19 protein-coding genes are annotated in these 17,047 nt (G+C 33.9%); 5 read left to right on the forward strand and 14 right to left on the reverse strand.

All coding sequences use genetic code 11. From position 1 onward, the window contains the following. Positions 1 to 44: 44 nt before the first annotated feature. The 5 genes from FC748_RS10925 to FC748_RS10945 form a co-directional block, all read right to left on the reverse strand. Positions 45 to 650 carry an ABC-2 transporter permease gene (locus tag FC748_RS10925; protein WP_024361463.1) on the reverse strand — a complete coding sequence of 202 codons (606 nt, stop codon included), beginning with the start codon at positions 648 to 650 and terminating at the stop codon, positions 45 to 47. Then, positions 643 to 1,509: an ABC transporter ATP-binding protein gene (locus FC748_RS10930; RefSeq protein ID WP_108029618.1), complete on the reverse strand. Its 867-nt coding sequence runs from the start codon at positions 1,507 to 1,509 to the stop codon at positions 643 to 645. Before FC748_RS10930 ends, FC748_RS10925 begins: the two co-directional genes overlap by 8 nt. Before the next feature lie 5 nt (positions 1,510 to 1,514). Then, entirely contained in the window at positions 1,515 to 1,886 is a 372-nt protein-coding gene (locus FC748_RS10935; protein WP_024361465.1) for a GntR family transcriptional regulator, read from the reverse strand. Position 1,887: 1 nt separating this feature from the next. Next, the gene (locus FC748_RS10940; RefSeq protein ID WP_024361466.1) at positions 1,888 to 2,205 is read right to left on the reverse strand and encodes a YfzA family protein; all 318 of its coding nucleotides are present in this window, start codon (positions 2,203 to 2,205) and stop codon (positions 1,888 to 1,890) included. A 339-nt stretch (positions 2,206 to 2,544) separates the two neighbouring features. Continuing rightward, entirely contained in the window at positions 2,545 to 2,985 is a 441-nt protein-coding gene (locus tag FC748_RS10945; protein ID WP_108029617.1) for a VOC family protein, read from the reverse strand. Between the two features lie 315 nt (positions 2,986 to 3,300). Between FC748_RS10945 and FC748_RS10950 the strand changes: the two genes are divergently transcribed. Further along, entirely contained in the window at positions 3,301 to 3,609 is a 309-nt protein-coding gene (locus FC748_RS10950) for a GrpB family protein (protein ID WP_238600114.1), read from the forward strand. A gap of 340 nt (positions 3,610 to 3,949) precedes the next feature. Here the strand turns inward: FC748_RS10950 and FC748_RS10955 are convergent, their stop codons facing one another. Then, positions 3,950 to 4,531, reverse strand: coding sequence for a DUF4352 domain-containing protein (locus FC748_RS10955; RefSeq protein ID WP_167492670.1), 582 nt, complete (start codon positions 4,529 to 4,531; stop codon positions 3,950 to 3,952). A 616-nt stretch (positions 4,532 to 5,147) separates the two neighbouring features. Next, entirely contained in the window at positions 5,148 to 6,482 is a 1,335-nt protein-coding gene (locus FC748_RS10960) for a glutamine synthetase family protein (protein WP_024361470.1), read from the reverse strand. Between the two features lie 1,001 nt (positions 6,483 to 7,483). On the opposite strand from FC748_RS10960, the gene FC748_RS10965 reads away from it, so the two are divergent. From FC748_RS10965 to FC748_RS10980, 4 genes are all read left to right on the forward strand, one after another. Beyond that, entirely contained in the window at positions 7,484 to 7,906 is a 423-nt protein-coding gene (locus FC748_RS10965) for an ATP-binding protein (RefSeq protein WP_024361471.1), read from the forward strand. A 28-nt stretch (positions 7,907 to 7,934) separates the two neighbouring features. After that, the gene (locus FC748_RS10970; protein ID WP_108029615.1) at positions 7,935 to 9,629 is read left to right on the forward strand and encodes a methyl-accepting chemotaxis protein; all 1,695 of its coding nucleotides are present in this window, start codon (positions 7,935 to 7,937) and stop codon (positions 9,627 to 9,629) included. Positions 9,630 to 9,656: 27 nt separating this feature from the next. Then, positions 9,657 to 10,043, forward strand: coding sequence for an STAS domain-containing protein (locus tag FC748_RS10975; protein WP_024361473.1), 387 nt, complete (start codon positions 9,657 to 9,659; stop codon positions 10,041 to 10,043). A gap of 170 nt (positions 10,044 to 10,213) precedes the next feature. After that, the gene (locus FC748_RS10980; RefSeq protein WP_108029614.1) at positions 10,214 to 10,768 is read left to right on the forward strand and encodes a hypothetical protein; all 555 of its coding nucleotides are present in this window, start codon (positions 10,214 to 10,216) and stop codon (positions 10,766 to 10,768) included. 152 nt (positions 10,769 to 10,920) lie between these two features. Here the strand turns inward: FC748_RS10980 and FC748_RS10985 are convergent, their stop codons facing one another. The 7 genes from FC748_RS10985 to FC748_RS11015 all read right to left on the reverse strand — a co-directional run bounded on the left by FC748_RS10985 (position 10,921) and on the right by FC748_RS11015 (position 16,741). Further along, positions 10,921 to 12,267, reverse strand: coding sequence for a sodium-dependent transporter (locus tag FC748_RS10985; protein WP_108029613.1), 1,347 nt, complete (start codon positions 12,265 to 12,267; stop codon positions 10,921 to 10,923). Between the two features lie 145 nt (positions 12,268 to 12,412). Then, the gene (locus FC748_RS10990) at positions 12,413 to 12,574 is read right to left on the reverse strand and encodes a hypothetical protein (protein ID WP_229388933.1); all 162 of its coding nucleotides are present in this window, start codon (positions 12,572 to 12,574) and stop codon (positions 12,413 to 12,415) included. A 516-nt stretch (positions 12,575 to 13,090) separates the two neighbouring features. Next, the gene (locus FC748_RS10995; RefSeq protein ID WP_153062810.1) at positions 13,091 to 13,435 is read right to left on the reverse strand and encodes a hypothetical protein; all 345 of its coding nucleotides are present in this window, start codon (positions 13,433 to 13,435) and stop codon (positions 13,091 to 13,093) included. Between the two features lie 558 nt (positions 13,436 to 13,993). After that, the gene (locus tag FC748_RS11000) at positions 13,994 to 14,725 is read right to left on the reverse strand and encodes a LytR/AlgR family response regulator transcription factor (protein ID WP_108029611.1); all 732 of its coding nucleotides are present in this window, start codon (positions 14,723 to 14,725) and stop codon (positions 13,994 to 13,996) included. A 4-nt stretch (positions 14,726 to 14,729) separates the two neighbouring features. Further along, on the reverse strand, positions 14,730 to 15,923 hold the full coding sequence (locus FC748_RS11005; RefSeq protein ID WP_208733883.1) for a GHKL domain-containing protein: 1,194 nt from the start codon (positions 15,921 to 15,923) through the stop codon (positions 14,730 to 14,732). Between the two features lie 109 nt (positions 15,924 to 16,032). After that, positions 16,033 to 16,173, reverse strand: a complete 141-nt coding sequence (locus tag FC748_RS11010) for a cyclic lactone autoinducer peptide (RefSeq protein WP_080653286.1) — start codon at positions 16,171 to 16,173, stop codon at positions 16,033 to 16,035. Beyond that, a complete protein-coding gene (locus tag FC748_RS11015) occupies positions 16,163 to 16,741 on the reverse strand; it encodes an accessory gene regulator ArgB-like protein (protein WP_108029609.1) in 579 nt (192 codons plus the stop codon). Before FC748_RS11015 ends, FC748_RS11010 begins: the two co-directional genes overlap by 11 nt. Positions 16,742 to 17,047 lie beyond the last annotated feature (306 nt).

Raw genomic sequence — 17,047 nt, forward strand, 5'->3', positions numbered from 1 at the left:
TATAATTTGCCATGCTGAAATCGGTGAACGAAGCAGGACATCAATTAAAATGCTTTTCGTTGGTAAATTGCTGTAGTAATACCCCACGAAAGTAAAAATACTAGCAAAATCACCACTGTTGCAGCTATATAAATTGTTGTAATGGATAAGTGGATAATAAAATCCGTTATGGCTGTTAAATGTTCAGCTAAAAAGATCACAATAGACGGTCCTATACCTGCTAAAAGGATGAAACTAAACATGATAACCATTGTGATATAACCTGGTTTAAATATATAAAACATTGGCAAAGTAAGGGAAACAAATAATATAAATAACCCTACAGAAATTGCGATATCCGTTAGTGAAAACGTTTTATTAAAGACCATTAATGCTAAGCTTGTCACAGCAATGGATAAAATCATATAAACTAATGCTCCAAGATAGCGTGAAGCAATAATTTCCTTGCGTGTGTATGGTAAAGAATTTAATAAAATATTCGTTTCTGCTTTTTCATCGTAAGCATAAGCATTAAAAGGAATAAAAATACTAGCTACTAAAAAGATAAGAGCCGGATGCGAATCCATAAAAATAAAGAATGCTATAAAAGGAATAAACGTTAAGAGTAGCTTTTTTTGCATGATTACATCGCGCCAGATTAAATTAAACATAGCTTCCTCTCCCTTTCATGTAATACATAATATCTTCCAATGATGCTGGGTCAATGATAACGGACTCTCCGAAAATATTTTTCACTGCGCTAATATTATCCGTTAATGCTTCAAAACCTGTAGATGCACGATGAATGTGTACAAAGGCTTGTTCTGTATCTCGATCCAGCAGATCCACTCTTCCTTTCACAATAGCATAGTTTTCTGTAACATCATGAATGGACTTATTAAACACTAATTGTCCTTTTTGTATAAAAGCTATATAATCTGCAATTCGATTTAAGTCTGTGGTAATATGCGTGGAAAAGAAAATAGTACGATTCCCATCAATCATTAACTCTTGTAAGAGATTCAACAGTTCTCGTCTAAAAATTGGATCTAAACCTGCAGTTGGCTCATCCATAAGTATTAGCTCGGCATGATGTGATAACGCTATCGCCAACGAAGCCTTCATTTGCATTCCTTTTGAGAATGTTTTCACTGCTTTATTCATCGGTAATTCGAATTGTTCCACATATTGATAAAATAATGTATCATCCCAATTTTTATAAGCTGGTGCAACAATACGCTTGATATCTTTTAAGTTGAGCCCTTCAAAAAATACATTGCCATCATATACAAACCCAATGCGTTCCTTGATTGCCTTCTCATGGGTCTTGTAGTCTAACCCAAAAACCCTCACTTCCCCTGCATCTGCCTTTAATAAATTCATCATCATCTTTATCGTTGTCGATTTACCAGCCCCATTTGCCCCTATAAATCCTGTTACAAACCCTTGCTTTACTTGTAAATCAATATTTTTCACTGAAAAATCTTTAAAATGTTTTGTTACGTTTTTTAACTCAATTACATTTTCCACTTCTCTCACTCCTCAGACAAAATATCCAATAATTGATGCAATTCATCGAGTGACAGGCCAATTTCTTTACTATTCGTTATAACGGCACTCAACTGCTCCTCAATGACCTTCTGTTTTTTCTCTCTAATTACTTCAAGATTTTGCTCTGCGACAAAAGAACCCTTTCCAACAATAGAATAGATAAAGCCTGCTTTCTCTAATTCCTCATAAGCACGTTTAGTCGTGATCACACTAATTTGTAAATCCTGTGCGAGTTTGCGCATCGAAGGTATGGCTGCACCCTCTTGTAGCTCCCCAGCTAAAATAGACGATTTCATTTGATTTGTAATTTGTTCATAAATCGGCTCCTTTGAACTATTGGAAATAATTATTTGCATGCTAATCCCTCTTCTTCCTATTTTCAAAACCTCTTTGTATGATGTCATGTATTGCTTGAATGAGAATGGCAATCACGTGAACTGTTGTGACCAAATTAAAAAATGGAAAGGAATAAGGAGCAATCCATTTAGTGAAGAGCTTCAAATCGAGTATCCATCTTGCAATTCTGGCAAATAAGTTGCCACTATCGTTGATATTTGGCTCCAGTAAAGTGCCATCAATAGCGATAAAAATCAATTGAACAATCAAAAAGACACCAATGGTAAGCACCCATCGTTTTCCAAGTTGATTGTTATATACTTTATCAGTTCCTATCATTTAATCTCCTCTCTATAGCTCACTTAGCACTCCAAATTCATTATAATGTATATATACTATATACACATTATATACAAAATTAAAATTTGTGCAACTTTTTCCAAAAAAAATTCCCGTGGCTATTCTTCACAGTTATGACCAAACCTATCAGTAGAATTAAAAAAAGACACGCACAAAGCAGGTTATGACCCTGTCTGTTCATGCCTTTGAATTTCATTGCTCCAATTTTTAGTTATCTCCAAATTTACCTCAATTCCTTCTAAAATGCTCTTAGCTTTAGTAACTACAGCATTCGTCATCAAGTAATCATCCTTTCGTGTAGCGTCATATAGCCCACCATTACTTTTTGATTTCTTCAGCTAACTCCAAAATAATGCCCTCTGGACCTCGCACGTAGCAAAGCTTATAGCGTTCTTCGTATTGCTGTATCTCACTAAAGATTTCCTTACCGTTCTTTTTTAGTTTGGCAACAATCGCTTCAATATTTTCAACAGCAAATGCGATATGTCGGATTCCCAGCGTATTAGCACAGGGTAGCTGAAAATCCCCTTTAGCTAACGGGGAATAAAATTTTATTAGTTCTATCCAAGTCTGACCGTCCGGCATGCCCAATCCCACACACGCTACTTTTGCGTCAGAAAGCCCAGCTGCATATCCCATCAACTCTCCTGCCATTTCCCATTCCCCTTTCACCTCAAGTCCAAAATCGAGAAAAAACGCTTTAGCGGCAGAGAGGTCATTGACAATTATCCCTATATGATCCATTCTTTTAATCTTCAATTTTTACCCCTCCTATATCCCCTTATTTTACTAGTATGTACACTGCAACTGCTAATAATATCCTACCAGCATTGCCAGTAAAAATTTTATTTTATGTGCATTCTTCTCTATATATTTTTTTCTGGATTGATTAGCTCTTGGGTTACTTAACTTAAAACTTCGTTTTGGAATTACTGTCTATATAATTTTCACCTCTCCTTACATAAGAACTCGACTTTCTTAAAGATTGTCGTTATCAACTTAAAAGCCATTTTCATCTAACGAAGTTTTCACTTAAGTTTATCGAATTTGAATATGTGAAAAAAAGAATTGTTGATGTTATTAGGTGATAGAATTGTTGGCATTGAACATATAGGAAGCACTTCTATAAAGGGATTGGAAGCGAAACCAATAATCGATATTATTGTGGGTGTCGAAGATTTAGATGAAGTTTCCAGCTTTATTACCCCTCTTAGTGAAATCCATTTTGAATATGTTCATAAACCTGAGTTTATATATAGATGTTTTTTTAGGAAAGGATTATGGGGACAGGGTACTTGTCATTTGCATATTTGTGAAATTAACAGCAGTGAGTGGATTGAAAAATTATTGTTTCGAGATTATCTTAGATTACCCTCCATATAGCTAAAGAGTATGCTTCATAAAAAAAAGAACATGCTTCTAAATATAAGTTCGATAGACCAACATATACAAAGAAGAAAGAAACGTTTATTAAAACCATTATTGAAAATAGCCAAGAAGGAAATTACTGAAAATAAACATCTTTTATTCATGTTACGGGGAGCTTTAGTGAAAACAGCGACAACCATTGCATCCATCTGGTTAACCATCATAAAACATCATTATTCACTGCTCGCACGGTTGACTCAAACGATTTTGTATTTGAATTGCTGTTAGGGTAGTCGCCATGAATGCACCTCTTTTTTTAAAAATAAAAAGCCACCCAAATGAGTGACTTAATAAGTTAATTTAAATTTATTATACCTGTTTCTGTTCCCCAAAAACCAGTTTGAACTTGTAAATCAAGTCCAGTTAAACCTGCTGGAACTTCAAATAAAACATTTCCTGTTAATGCAAGACCTGGATTTATACCTTCATATAAAAAATATTTATCATCTGCAACAATAATGGATGATGGTGAGTATTCTGCCCCATTAGATGCAATTAGTTTAAAGAAACTTGAATCTGTATTAATTGATTCTGTTCCATCATTTCTCACAGTTACGTTTACATTTAAGAAAACAGCACCTTCTGCTTCAGGTTTATAATTCATATAACCACCTGCAGCACTAATCTCATTAGTTTCACCTATAGAATTAGCTTTAAATGTCACTTTACCTACAGTAAGTTCTTGACCAATACTAACTTTTTTATTTTCATTAGTAGATTCCTCTTTTTTACCATCGTCTTTAGTTGTGGCTGAAACAGGCTCTTTTTCTTTTTCAGTTACTTTTTTACTATCATCACCAAGTAATGCACCGATAATGATTAATAATACGAATAAAGCAACAATACCACCACAACCAAATTTAAAAAATTTTTTCATAAATATATCCCTCCTATCCATAAATATACATGTATTTGAATTACAATTCTATTACTATTTTCATAAAATTACTTTTTTAATTCAAATTTCAACATTATTCTCGCCTCTTCCAATGAAAAAACACCCTTAATTGAGAGTGTCTATTATCTAAAATAGTTTTACTTTCTCTATTACCTTATTCAAAAGAGTATGTTCAGTAAGAATTAAATCGATTTCAAGGACATACCATTTGTCCCAGAAGAGTTTTTACATGATGATATTTGTTCCACCGCACTTGGTATGTAGATTTAGTGTTCAACATGCTTTTTTGTATAACAAGTTACGATCAAAAATTTTGTGATAAGTATAAGGTTTTCAAGATAGGAACATTCCATTAAACCAATAAAAATTAATGGTATCTCCAATATTTATTTTTTCCAGATAAGGATTTATATATCCAATTTAAATACATACTGGATAAATCCTCTGGTATGATAAATAGACCATGAATTAACTCTTATATTATTGCGTGATAACAAATCGCCTCTACACTGGGCAATTTGTGGACAGCAAAATAAACCCATGTGGGCAAAAAAACAAAGAAGTGTTGGAGCCTTACAGCCCCAACACTTCTTTGTTAGTACATCGTCAAATATTCATCGCGTTCCCAGTCGTGGACGCGTGTGCGGTATTTGTTCCATTCAATTTCTTTCGCTGCGGTGAACTTTTCAAAAATATGAATGCCTAGTGCGTCACGAACGGTATGGTCCATTTCTAGTTCTATCAGTGCATATTCTAATGAAGATGGTAAACTATCGATGCCATTCATTTCACGTTCTACACGATTCATTTTATAAATATTTCGGTCCACAGCGTCTGGCGGTGTTAAGCCTTTGCGAATCCCATCGAGCCCAGAGGCTAAAATAACTGCCATTGCTAAGTATGGGTTGGCTGCTGGATCAACAGAACGCAATTCAATACGTGTGGAAAGTCCTCGCGCCGCAGGGATACGAATAAGCGGTGAGCGATTTTGTGCTGACCAAGCTACGTAACATGGCGCCTCATAGCCAGGCACTAAACGTTTGTAGGAATTGACTAATGGATTCGTTACTGCTGTAAAGCCGTGCACATGCTTCATAATCCCTGCCATAAAACTACGTGCCGTTTGACTTAATTGCAATTCTGCATGTTCATCATAGAAGGCATTATTTTCTCCTTCAAATAATGACAGATTAAAGTGCATTCCTGAACCATTCACTCCAAATAAAGGTTTCGGCATAAAAGTTGCATGCAAGCCGTGTTGAGCTGCTACCGTTTTAACAACTAGTTTAAACGTTTGAATGTTATCACATGCTTCAATGGCACTGGCATATTTAAAGTCAATTTCATGCTGACCCGGTGCCACTTCATGATGGGACGCTTCAATTTCAAAACCCATGCCCTCTAGCTCCAGCACAATATCCCGTCGACAGTTTTCACCTAAATCCGTCGGCGCTAAATCGAAATACCCACCGCTATCATTTAATTCCAGTGTTGGATGGCCTTTTTCATCTAGTTTAAATAAGAAAAATTCCGGTTCTGGTCCTAGGTTAAACGAAGTAAAGCCCAATTCTTCCATTTCTTTTAAGACGCGCTTCAAGTTAGAGCGTGGATCGCCCTCAAATGCCGTACCGTCTGGCCGTGCAATATCACATATAAAGCGTGCTACCTTGCCTCTTTCAGCCGTCCACGGGAAGATTACGAATGTATCAAGATCCGGGCGTAAATACATATCGGATTCCTCAATACGAACAAATCCTTCAATCGAGGAACCATCAAACATCACTTTATTGTCTAATGCCTTAGCTAACTGACTAACTGGTATTTCTACATTCTTGATTGAGCCCAATATATCAGTAAATTGTAGGCGAATAAATTTCACATTTTCCTCTTTCACCATGCGGATAATATCATCTCTAGTATGATGTTTCATTCTTCACCACTCCAATTTGTCATTTTTCTTAACATCCGTTTTTTAGAACTGCTTTTAAATTACACTAAAACAACTAGTGAGCGCAATGGGCATGTGAGGTTTTATTACATAGAATTTTTAGAATATTCTTATCTTCTTTTTAGATGTATAGAAGCCTACTTGTTGCCCTTTCATTGTCCACCCTAAATAAAAGGCTAGTGAAATAGTCTATAAGTATCAATATCTGAGCAAAAAATAAAACTTAAATATTAATTAAAATATATTTTATATAGAACATTAGTCTTGCTTTTTTTATATTTTACTGGTACATTAAAAGCGAATTTATTTTTATAGAGTTTATTGGATACTTTGAACTATTCAATAAATGGATATTTACCATTGTCTATTAAAGTAATTGTATAATTCGAAAGTACCTTTTATAATTATGACGTTGGTGGATAAAGACCTTTAATTCCATCTAGTTCTATACTCCCTTTAAACGGTCTTAAACTACCAAGTTAAAGCCCAACTTCGCAAGCTCCAAGTAAAAGATTAGTCATCGCCAAAATTTCCTTAACAATGCATGGTCACCAACTAAAATACATAGACTTCCTAGTATTTTTCACTGCTATAGGTGTGACATGTACTACGAGGGTGATAACAGCAATATTTAAAACTATACGTTGCGAGTAAACTCGTTCTCTACTTGTGAATACACACTACCGTTAAATAACGAACTTGTTTCAAACATTACGGATTGTGATTAAATCGTTAGCTACATAATCTAGCGTTTAGAAGGTTACACAGAGCCTAACAAGGTATATTTATGACGATAATGACAGCTTTTGTATGAAAAGAAACATTTTTTATGCGCTAAAAGCCTATCCCTTAATGGATTCAGGCACTTCCATTTATTATTTTCTCACTATAATGGCGATGACCTATTTTATTTGCTTACATTTTTTACTGAAATGCTAGCGAAAATGTAATTGTTATTTCAAGTACAAGATAGGTGATTGGTATTGGAATTTACACTGCGAGTTCAAGCGAATATGCAAGCAGTTCATTTTATAGATAAGACAATGGAAAATTATACAACGCTTTATAATGTACCTTTTAGTAGAGAATTACGTTTTGTCTTACACGAATTAGTTATTAATGCAGTTGAAGCAACGGAAAAATCATTACATCCCCTCTCCCACAACACAATTCAAGTGCAAGTAACACACAACGACGAGGAAATTAAGTTAACCGTTATCGATGAAGCACAAGGAATTACCGAAAATAATTTGGAAAAGGCTTTGCAATTTGATCTTAACGAACATAATTATACAGATCGAGGTCGCGGGTTATTTTTTGTCAAACAAATGGTGGATTCTATTTGGTTCAAACATATTTCGAAAACAAAATTTTTAGTCGGTGTTTCTAAGAAAATTCATGGATAGGTACATCTGAGATTAGGAGGGACTTTTTATGAAATGGACAATCCGCAAAAAAATTAACTTACTACTCATTACTTGCATTTTACTTATGATTACGGTAATAACGATTGTTGATTATACCGATGCTAAAAATAATCTTTTAGAGGCCGTCAATACAAAACTACTATCGGATATCCAATTAGGTTATGAATATTTAGATGCTAAAATCCCTGGGGATTGGAACATCCAAGACAATGAATTGTATAAAGGGGATGTAAAGATTGTTGGTAACTTTGATATTGTCGACAAACTAGGAGATCTCACAGATGGAAATGCCGTAACAATTTTCCAATTTGATACTCGAGTTAGTACAAATATAGTGGAGAATGGCAACAGACCAATCAATACAAAAGCTCCTAAGGAGATAATCGCTGCCGTGTTAGAGCAAAAAGAGCGCTATACTGGTTCAGCCGATGTGTTGGGAAGTATGTATGAAGTCTCCACCGACCCTATTTTAAACAAACAAGGGGAGGTTATTGGGATGTGGGCAACAGGCATACCGCTAGAGACCTATAACAATACCGCTATGGAAAGCGTTATTAAAAATGTTGTCGTTTTATTAATTGTTTCCACCTTAATGTTTGTCATCATCAGTTGGTTTTTACAACGCCAAATTATTGCGCCCATCAATCAATTAAGCGCCAATGCCAAAGAACTAGCAGATTTAAATTTAAATGTGAAAATATTAAATCCTAAAGGACAAGATGAAATTGCTAATTTAGCACAAGCTTTCAATGCGATGAAGACCCGTATAACTGAAACAATCAACGTTGTCGCCAATAGCGCCAATCAAATCGCTAGTTCTTCGCTAGTTTTAGCAGAATCTTCTCGCCAAACTAGCGAAGCCTCAAACCAAGTGGCATTAACAATGAATGATATTGCAAGCGGCACTAGCACGCAATCCGATCAGGCGGAGCATATTGTGAAAATGATGCAAAAAACGAATGATGAAGTAGCCAATAGCTTACAAAAGGCAGAAGCTACTTTAGAGAGAGCCATTCAATCGACCCACATCGCACGAAAAGGCGAGGATGCGATTAACGAAGCCATAAAACATTTAAACTCTGTCACGCAAACCGTTTCCTACGCTACCGATTCTATTCAAAAACTAGGCAAACGTTCCGAAGAAATCGGCGGTATTATAACTGTTATTACAGGGATTGCGGAACAAACAAATTTATTGGCATTAAACGCCGCTATCGAAGCAGCTCGAGCGGGTGAGCAAGGAAAAGGCTTCGCCGTAGTAGCTTCCGAAGTACGCCAGCTAGCCGAACAATCAAGTTTAGCTTCTGGGCAAATTACGAGTTTAATTAAAGATATACAAGCCGAAACCGCTGTAACCGTTCGGACAATGGAAAGTAATTTACTCGCTGTCGAAGAGCAGGTACACATCATTAGTAAAGGAGGCAATGCTTTACAAGAGATTGTCGAACAAGTTGTGGAAACAGAGCAAGGTGTGAAGGAAATGAAATCAGCATTCACCCATGTCAATGACAATTCATTAGATGTCCAACAAGCTATACATGATATCTCACGTATCATTGAAGATTCTGCAGCAGCGACCGAAGAAATTGCAGCAACTTCCGAAGAACAGCACGCAACCGTTGCGGAAATCTCACAAAACTCAGAGGAATTAGCCGAAATTTCGACTAACTTACAAAACGAAGTAAATAAATTTACAATCTAACTTTAAACATATAAGGAGGCGTAATTTATGAATCAGAAAAATATGATTAATATTGATACTAAGGCTGATTATATTTTAATCGCCTTTACTGGTAAATTAGAATATGGATTGATTGGAGATTTAAAAGAGGAGCTTCACGCGATTAGTTTTGACACAAAACACGGCTATATTATCGATATGCAAAAGGTGACGAATATTGATAGTACTGGTTTTGGTATGATTATCAATTTTGCAAAGAAAGTCACAACGCTCGATAAGAAAATAGCGATTATTGTGACAGATGATTTTATTCGTAAATTATTTGCCATCTCACAATGCGATAAAGTTTTCCCTATTGCCAAAAGTGAACTCCAAGCGAAGCAGTACATTAAAGAAGAAAAATGGTTAGGCGAACTCGCACTAAGTGAATATTAAATGGTGACAGGCACGCAAACAATTCTGACAATAGTTTAAACAGCAGAGCAGACATATATTTGTCTGCTCTTTTTTGTCTAAGGCTATAGAGAAATGAGTTAAATGCACACACAGGCAAAAAAAGATAAATTAAATAAACTAGTAGAAAAATGTATTAGGAGGTACAGTCTTTGAATCGTTGTCCAAAAAATTGTTCATGCGAACGTTGCCAATCTAGTTTGCCTGTTATTAAAGCCATCGATATTTGTCACATCACTCCAAACGAACAAACGCCAGCAGTATCACCTTCCACATACGGGAACTTTTTTCAAACAAATTTTATCACGCTTGCTAACAATCAAGCTATGCCTTGGAACGGTATGGGGGAAACAGCCGGTATCACTTTAGACCCCGATACAGTGACTATCAGAGTGTCCCAAGGAGGGGCGTACTATATTGATTATCATGTGAATGGAAACTTCTCCCCATTCGGGACAGGTAACGTTACAATCATTACAGCTCTCTTTGTTAATAATGCCGAAGTGAATCCAATCCAAACGAGATACGGAGCATTAAATACAGAAGTCGATAGATATGAATGCGTACCAATTACTGGAGGAACAATTGTGTTTATCCCAGATAATGGAACAATTCAATTAAGAAATATCGGTCCAGACTTCCGTACTTGCGATGGTGGAATTGTACTCGCCGCTTCAATAAATTTGATAAAAGTTAGCTCATCTTAATGTCTTGAAGTGCCAAAAACATAGTACCTGTAGTTAAAACACTTGCAAAGAGTGCTTTAATGGCAGGTATTTTTTTCACTACCACTTGGTGCTTAATCGAAAAAAAGATGGTTCCTGCACAATACAAGAACCATCTCTAAGCTGCTATACAATTATTTTTGTAGAAGCATATTTAATAAAACAACGATAATTACAATTGGGACGACCACTAACATAAGTAGCCGATACGTGTTATAAAACCCTTGCCCCACTTGACTTCCCATAAGCAATTCTTTTTTCATAAAGTCTTTATCTACTACATAGGCAATAAAAATGGCGATCAATAAATTGCCCAATGGTAGCATTAAATTAGACACTAAATAATCAGTAGCATCAAAGATTGACTTGCCAAATATGGAAACATCCGCTAATAAACTTGACGATAATGCCGATGGAATTGCCGCAACAAAAACAATGACTCCAAGTAATAACGTTAAGATTGAACGCGAAATATGCCATTTTTCAATAAATGCTGCCACGATAATTTCATATAAACTAAACGACGAAGTTAATGTCGCAAATAAAAATAGTAATAAAAACAGGGCTAAAAACACTTCCCCAAAAGGCATTTGACTAAATGCTGTCGGCAGCACCATAAATAATAAGCCAGGTCCAGCTTGTGGTTCTAAATCAAAGGCAAATACAACTGGGAAAATAGCTAGTCCTGCTAATAACGACACAAGTACCGTCAAGATAACAACGGAACCTGCTGAGTTTGGTAAACTAACATCTTTTTTCAAATACGAACTATATGTAACCAAACAAGAGAATCCTACTGCCAAACCAAAGAATGACTGCCCTAGCGCCTCTAGTAACGCTTTACCTGATATATTAGAAAAATCAGGCCATAAGAAGAATTTCACACCTTCCATTGCCCCATCTAAAGTTAATGCACGAATAACAAGAATGATAAACATCACAAATAATAATGGCATCATCCACTTATTTGCTTTTTCAATACCATTTTGTACACCTAGCGAAATAACAAGTACATTGGTTAGTGTAAATAACGCTAAACCTAGTAATGTAATCCACGGTGTGCTAATAATCTTTCCAAATAAATCGCCTGGATTAACTGAAGAATCAATAACTGCACCTGATACACCAAGGCCACTATAAATAAAAATCCATCCTCCTACAACACTGTAAAAGGTTAATAACAGAAAACACCCCAGTACACCCATACGTCCAATCCAAGCCCAAGCTGGTTTCGTTGGCACAATTTTTTTATAGGCAGTGACAGCTTCCGATTGCGTACCCCGCCCTAAAATATACTCGGATAATAACATCGGTAGGCCAATCAATAATGTAAAAAGCACAAAAATTAGGAAAAATGCGCCTCCACCACTTTGCCCTGTGACATAGGGTAACTTCCAAATAGCCCCTAGCCCTATTGCCGCACCCGCTGATGCTAAAATAAACCCTAATTTACTAGACCACTGTCCTTTATTCTCACTCATCTCTTCAATCTCCTCAAAACTAACTAATCTCTTATTAATTGTACATTAAAATAGGAAATTAGACTAGACAGTTCCTAAATTTCCCAGTACGCTATTGGCTCTATATAAAAAACCTCGAACATAAATATGTTCGAGGTGAAATGAATTATTTCGATAAATACATTGTGCGTTGTTGGTTGATCCATTTGCGCATCGTTGTGAATAACAATGCCATAATCGCCGTTAATAACACACCTTTCACGATATTAAATGGTAAAATGCCTGCAACAATCATTGTGTACAATGAATCGCAAACGACTGGCGCCATACCTAAGAAATAAGCTAAATGAGGGAATTAGCGTAAAAAGTATAAGTATCAATAGTTTATAAGTAATGAACACTAATTTATTCAATGTTAATATCGATTGTAATGGAGTTATTACTGAATTACAAGTATGTTCTTAACTGCAAGATAATCTCACTACCGAAAAGTTAGGAACTTGAAATCCTATTGCTACACTCTGCACTCAACCAGCTTAGGAAGCATCCATAGATACCATCAAAGAATGAATGAACTTTCACACTCACAGGAGGTTCACAGACGTTCCTACAACTCCATAGATAACTTTGTACTTTACATGATACAATTTAATACTGTTATAAATCTTATGCCGAGAATAATCTCAAATTAAAAAACGAGATAAACACTTAATTATCTCGCTTCTTTGCTTCCATTTGGCTTCATAGGAACGCTATCAAGCCATTCTGTAACCTTGAAATACCCCTCAGACATGCCCATTTTGAACACTCTGTTTTGTAGAAGAAAATTTCCTAATAACTAGTCCTATTCGCCATTAAAGAATCTTTCAAGTTCTGCTCTCTTTTCTTCCTCCGTCATATCTTCTATTGGCTTGTATTCTCCATCTACATTATAATCAGCAGGATTGTCGCTAGGACCATTTTCAGGGACATATTCACCGTTTGAATTGTAATCATTCGGATTCGTAGACGGAGCTAAAGGGTCATTTATTAGTTCATCTTCCGTATAAGGTGAACTCGTGTTACCTGTGTCATTTGTATCTTCATATGAATCAATATCACTTGAATCAATATCACTTGAATCACTGCAAGCCGATAAAACTAGTAATGCAAGCATGGAAAATAAGAGTACCAACCTTTTTCTTTTCAAAATTCACCAATCCTCCAATTTTGTAAATCATAGGGATTATATCATAAATGGTTCTTGTTATACTTACTATCTTTCAAGTATTTTCAGGACAACTGTACTTTCCATAAATTAAAAATATAATGGTTTATTAAAGGTGAGGAATCACATTTTATCAAAAGCAGACAAGTTTCTTAACATAGCATTTCCCTTGAGTAGTAAGCTCTTTGGTTGACAGTGAAAAGTCTACATCAAATAATCCTGTCTTATTGGTCATAAAAAAAATCCTCCATACAATTGAATTGGAAGATAATTTCGGTACAATATTTACGTAATTTTCAAGGTAATAAAAAAGGGATTCTGAATCAGTGACCGAAGACCTAGTTTCTCTCAAATCCAATTGTATCAATGGTTTGCTACTGTTTTTTTAGACGTCCCCAGGAGGGGCAGCCTCTGTTTAGCCAACTTTTTTGGGCTTTAATTATCTGGTCTGTGCTACCTCGTCAATCGAGTGGCAGATAGGGCTTAAAGATGAACTGGCATTTATCGTAAATTATGCTAATAAAAACTGGATGAATTTATTTAATTAACACGTGTGATATTTTTTGTGTAACGAAATGAAACCAAACATTTATGTCCATTACTCATGGTAAGCATTCTTTCTTTAGGAGAAAACTCTATCATGTGATCTATATTTATTAAATAACTATTATGACAACGTCGGAATCTGCTATCTAATTTTTCATAGTCTTTGAGTTTCCCATAAAATTCGTATGTTCCATCTTTGGTATGTAATCTCAGCTTATGAGCCACTGTTGCTGTTTCTAAGTAATAAATATTTGCGTATTTAATATTTTTAATGTTTTCTCCAACCTTTATCTGTAACATATTAACTCTATCACTTTGTTGACCAATAGAAACATATCGTTGGTATGCAGTATTTAAAGCAAGTGTTAGGTTTTCTTGAAAAATTTCTTTATCAGGATCTTTTACAATATAATCCATCGCAGCAATTTTATATTTAAAAGTTAACCTTAGCTTATCAGCAAACATTGTAACAAAAATAATATTTGCTAATGAATCCTTTTCTCTAATTAAGCTTGCCAATTCTAATCCACACATAATGCCTTCTAAATCAATATCTAAAAAGTAACAATCGGCTGGATATTGATTTATATAACTTAATACTTCGGCACCACTTGAAGCACATAAAACAACCTCAGTGCCGGGTAAATGAAAGTTAGCATATTGAACAATCTCATTTAAAATAAATTGCCGTTGTGAAATGTCGTCTTCACATATAATAACTCTCAAAATATCACTTCCTATAGTTTAATTCTAATTCTTGAATAAATATTTGATTCTCAATTCGAGTATTTAATAGAACATTTGGATATTTTTTAATAATTTCAGTAACATTTGCAAGACCATTTCCACGATTATTTCCTTTTTTCGTTGAATAGTTTTTATTGAAAATTTGATTAATGTCTAGAGTATCTTGAAATGAGTTTTCGATTACAAAGAGTATTGATTCATTCGCTGTTTTTAATATAGCAAGATTTATTACTCCGTTCTTAGATTCTTCATTTGCTTCAATTGCGTTATCGATTAATATCCCTAAAATTCTCGAAAAATCAATTATATCGATAGGAATACTACTGATTTTTTGCGGGAGTTCAATATGAAATTTTATATTTTTTTCTAGTATTAATAATAATTTTGTTAAAAGAAGACCCTTTAATTCAATAATAGCTAAGTTACTAATATTCTTCATAAATTGATTTTTTAATAAAGTATCGCTCTCTACTTTTAGTATTTTTTTGTTAAAGTAGGTTTTCAAACCTTCTATATCCCCTTGTGAAATATATCCATCCATAGTCAATAAAATATTCATATAATCATGCTGGAATTTTTGTATATCTTGATTAACAGCTTCTAAAGAAATTAAATATTGATTGTATTGAGACTGTTGCAGTTGCTTATATTTAAGAGCATTCTCTTTTTTTATAATTTTTATTAGAAACATAATTAATGTAGAGATTAGAACTAAATATACAAGCTGTATGGTTAAATTAATTTTAGTCAGCTGCATTTCTTCATATGTTGAAGGAATAAAAATATTTAAGTATAGTACAATGACAGTTACACTGAAAAGCAATACAAAGATTATTTTGATTATTAAAGGAAAATCAATGATGCTAATATCTTTCTTCAATTTGTGTATAATGAGATTTAATAGGCTGAACAAAGATACATAAATTAAACTAAATAAAATGAGCTGAGAATTAGTCGATTTACTAGATCCTAACATAATTTGTGATAATGACTCAGACAGAATTCCAATAAAAATGATAGTAGTTAAATCAATACATATTTTAAAAAAATTGGATTTAAAGCTTAAAAAAATAAATATAGTTATAAAAAGAAAAGAGATCACTTTCCAAGACTCAACGTATAAAAATGCTGTTGCTGCTAATATCCAAATTAATACAGTTGAACTTATAGTAACCAAATTAAATTTTAAATTCTGTAAGTAATATATAGAACCCGTTATAATAAAAAATTCAATAATTACTAATATTAAGAAATTACTTTCTATTTGAGTATCCTCCAATACTTAATTAAAATTTACTTTCTTTTTTTAAACTTTCTGGTATTTTTACTTCGTGAAAAACTAAGTTACATGCATATGTAGTCGCAGAAGTTGCGAATAAAATAACCAAGTTCGATACCTTATTTAATAATTGTTTTCTAATTTTCATAATTACTTCCTCCAAATATTTTTTGAATTAATACTGATATTGCTAATAAATTTATTGCATACAAAATAAATAATTGATAATCGCCTTTTAAAACGAAAATAATAGTCCATAGAATTGATAATCTAATGAACAATTGTTTTCTTAAATAGTTTCGGTGATTTTGATTAAAAACGGGTCTTTTTGTAGTTCCAACAGGAGCTATTAATAGTAAAAAAAGAGTCGATAATATACCAATTAAAAATATAAAATGGTCAGCATTTATATGGTTGCTATCGATTATGTATAAACCGATTGGCAAAGAAACTATACTTGCAACTAAGCAAATAATGCTACTTTGAAAATGAAAACCAAAAGATACTTGTCGTAATACAATAAATGTAATATGTGTTATTAGTGTGGCCATAAAGCAATTCAAAATGAATGCCACTATATAAATAAACAGTATTTTCCAAATATCATTTACAATTAGTTGTATACCGAATCTAATTTTCTCCTTTTCTATCTCATTGTGGTTTTCCTGAATCAGAGCCTTCGTAATGATATTTTCAAGCTTTAATAAAGCCTCCATATACTCCCCCCTCCTCTTTTTATATTACTAAATTATTTAATAATTTAGTATTGTAAATCTTAAGTGTTACAAAAAGCTTCTTAAATGTATTAAATTGGGTATTAATCGCTGTAATGTTTCTTTTTTGTTTATAAAAAAATAATATTGTTAAAATATTCCACTTACCCTATATTAATTCTTAAATTTTCTTAATAGATTAGCTATAGAATCACTCCATTCATCAGATTTTAAAGGTGAAAATAAGTTAATCAACATATGTAATTATTCGTAAATATATTTGAGTATCAAAATTTCCAGTCATATAAG

The organism is Lysinibacillus sphaericus (genome assembly GCF_005217585.1).
Taxonomy (GTDB): Bacteria; Bacillota; Bacilli; order Bacillales_A; family Planococcaceae; genus Lysinibacillus; species Lysinibacillus sphaericus.

Excerpts from the sequence above, each read along its gene's own strand:
- FC748_RS10940 (WP_024361466.1), bottom strand. The coding sequence starts at position 2,205 with ATGATAGGAACTGATAAAGTATATAACAATCAACTTGGAAAACGATGG.
- FC748_RS11015 (WP_108029609.1), bottom strand. The coding sequence starts at position 16,741 with ATGGAGGCTTTATTAAAGCTTGAAAATATCATTACGAAGGCTCTGATT.
- FC748_RS10955 (WP_167492670.1), bottom strand. The coding sequence starts at position 4,531 with ATGAAAAAATTTTTTAAATTTGGTTGTGGTGGTATTGTTGCTTTATTC.
- FC748_RS10950 (WP_238600114.1), top strand. The coding sequence starts at position 3,301 with ATGTTATTAGGTGATAGAATTGTTGGCATTGAACATATAGGAAGCACT.
- FC748_RS10970 (WP_108029615.1), top strand. The coding sequence starts at position 7,935 with ATGAAATGGACAATCCGCAAAAAAATTAACTTACTACTCATTACTTGC.
- FC748_RS10990 (WP_229388933.1), bottom strand. The coding sequence starts at position 12,574 with ATGGCGCCAGTCGTTTGCGATTCATTGTACACAATGATTGTTGCAGGC.
- FC748_RS11010 (WP_080653286.1), bottom strand. The coding sequence starts at position 16,173 with ATGAAAATTAGAAAACAATTATTAAATAAGGTATCGAACTTGGTTATT.
- FC748_RS10985 (WP_108029613.1), bottom strand. The coding sequence starts at position 12,267 with ATGAGTGAGAATAAAGGACAGTGGTCTAGTAAATTAGGGTTTATTTTA.
- FC748_RS10975 (WP_024361473.1), top strand. The coding sequence starts at position 9,657 with ATGAATCAGAAAAATATGATTAATATTGATACTAAGGCTGATTATATT.
- FC748_RS10925 (WP_024361463.1), bottom strand. The coding sequence starts at position 650 with ATGTTTAATTTAATCTGGCGCGATGTAATCATGCAAAAAAAGCTACTC.
- FC748_RS10960 (WP_024361470.1), bottom strand. The coding sequence starts at position 6,482 with ATGAAACATCATACTAGAGATGATATTATCCGCATGGTGAAAGAGGAA.
- FC748_RS10935 (WP_024361465.1), bottom strand. The coding sequence starts at position 1,886 with ATGCAAATAATTATTTCCAATAGTTCAAAGGAGCCGATTTATGAACAA.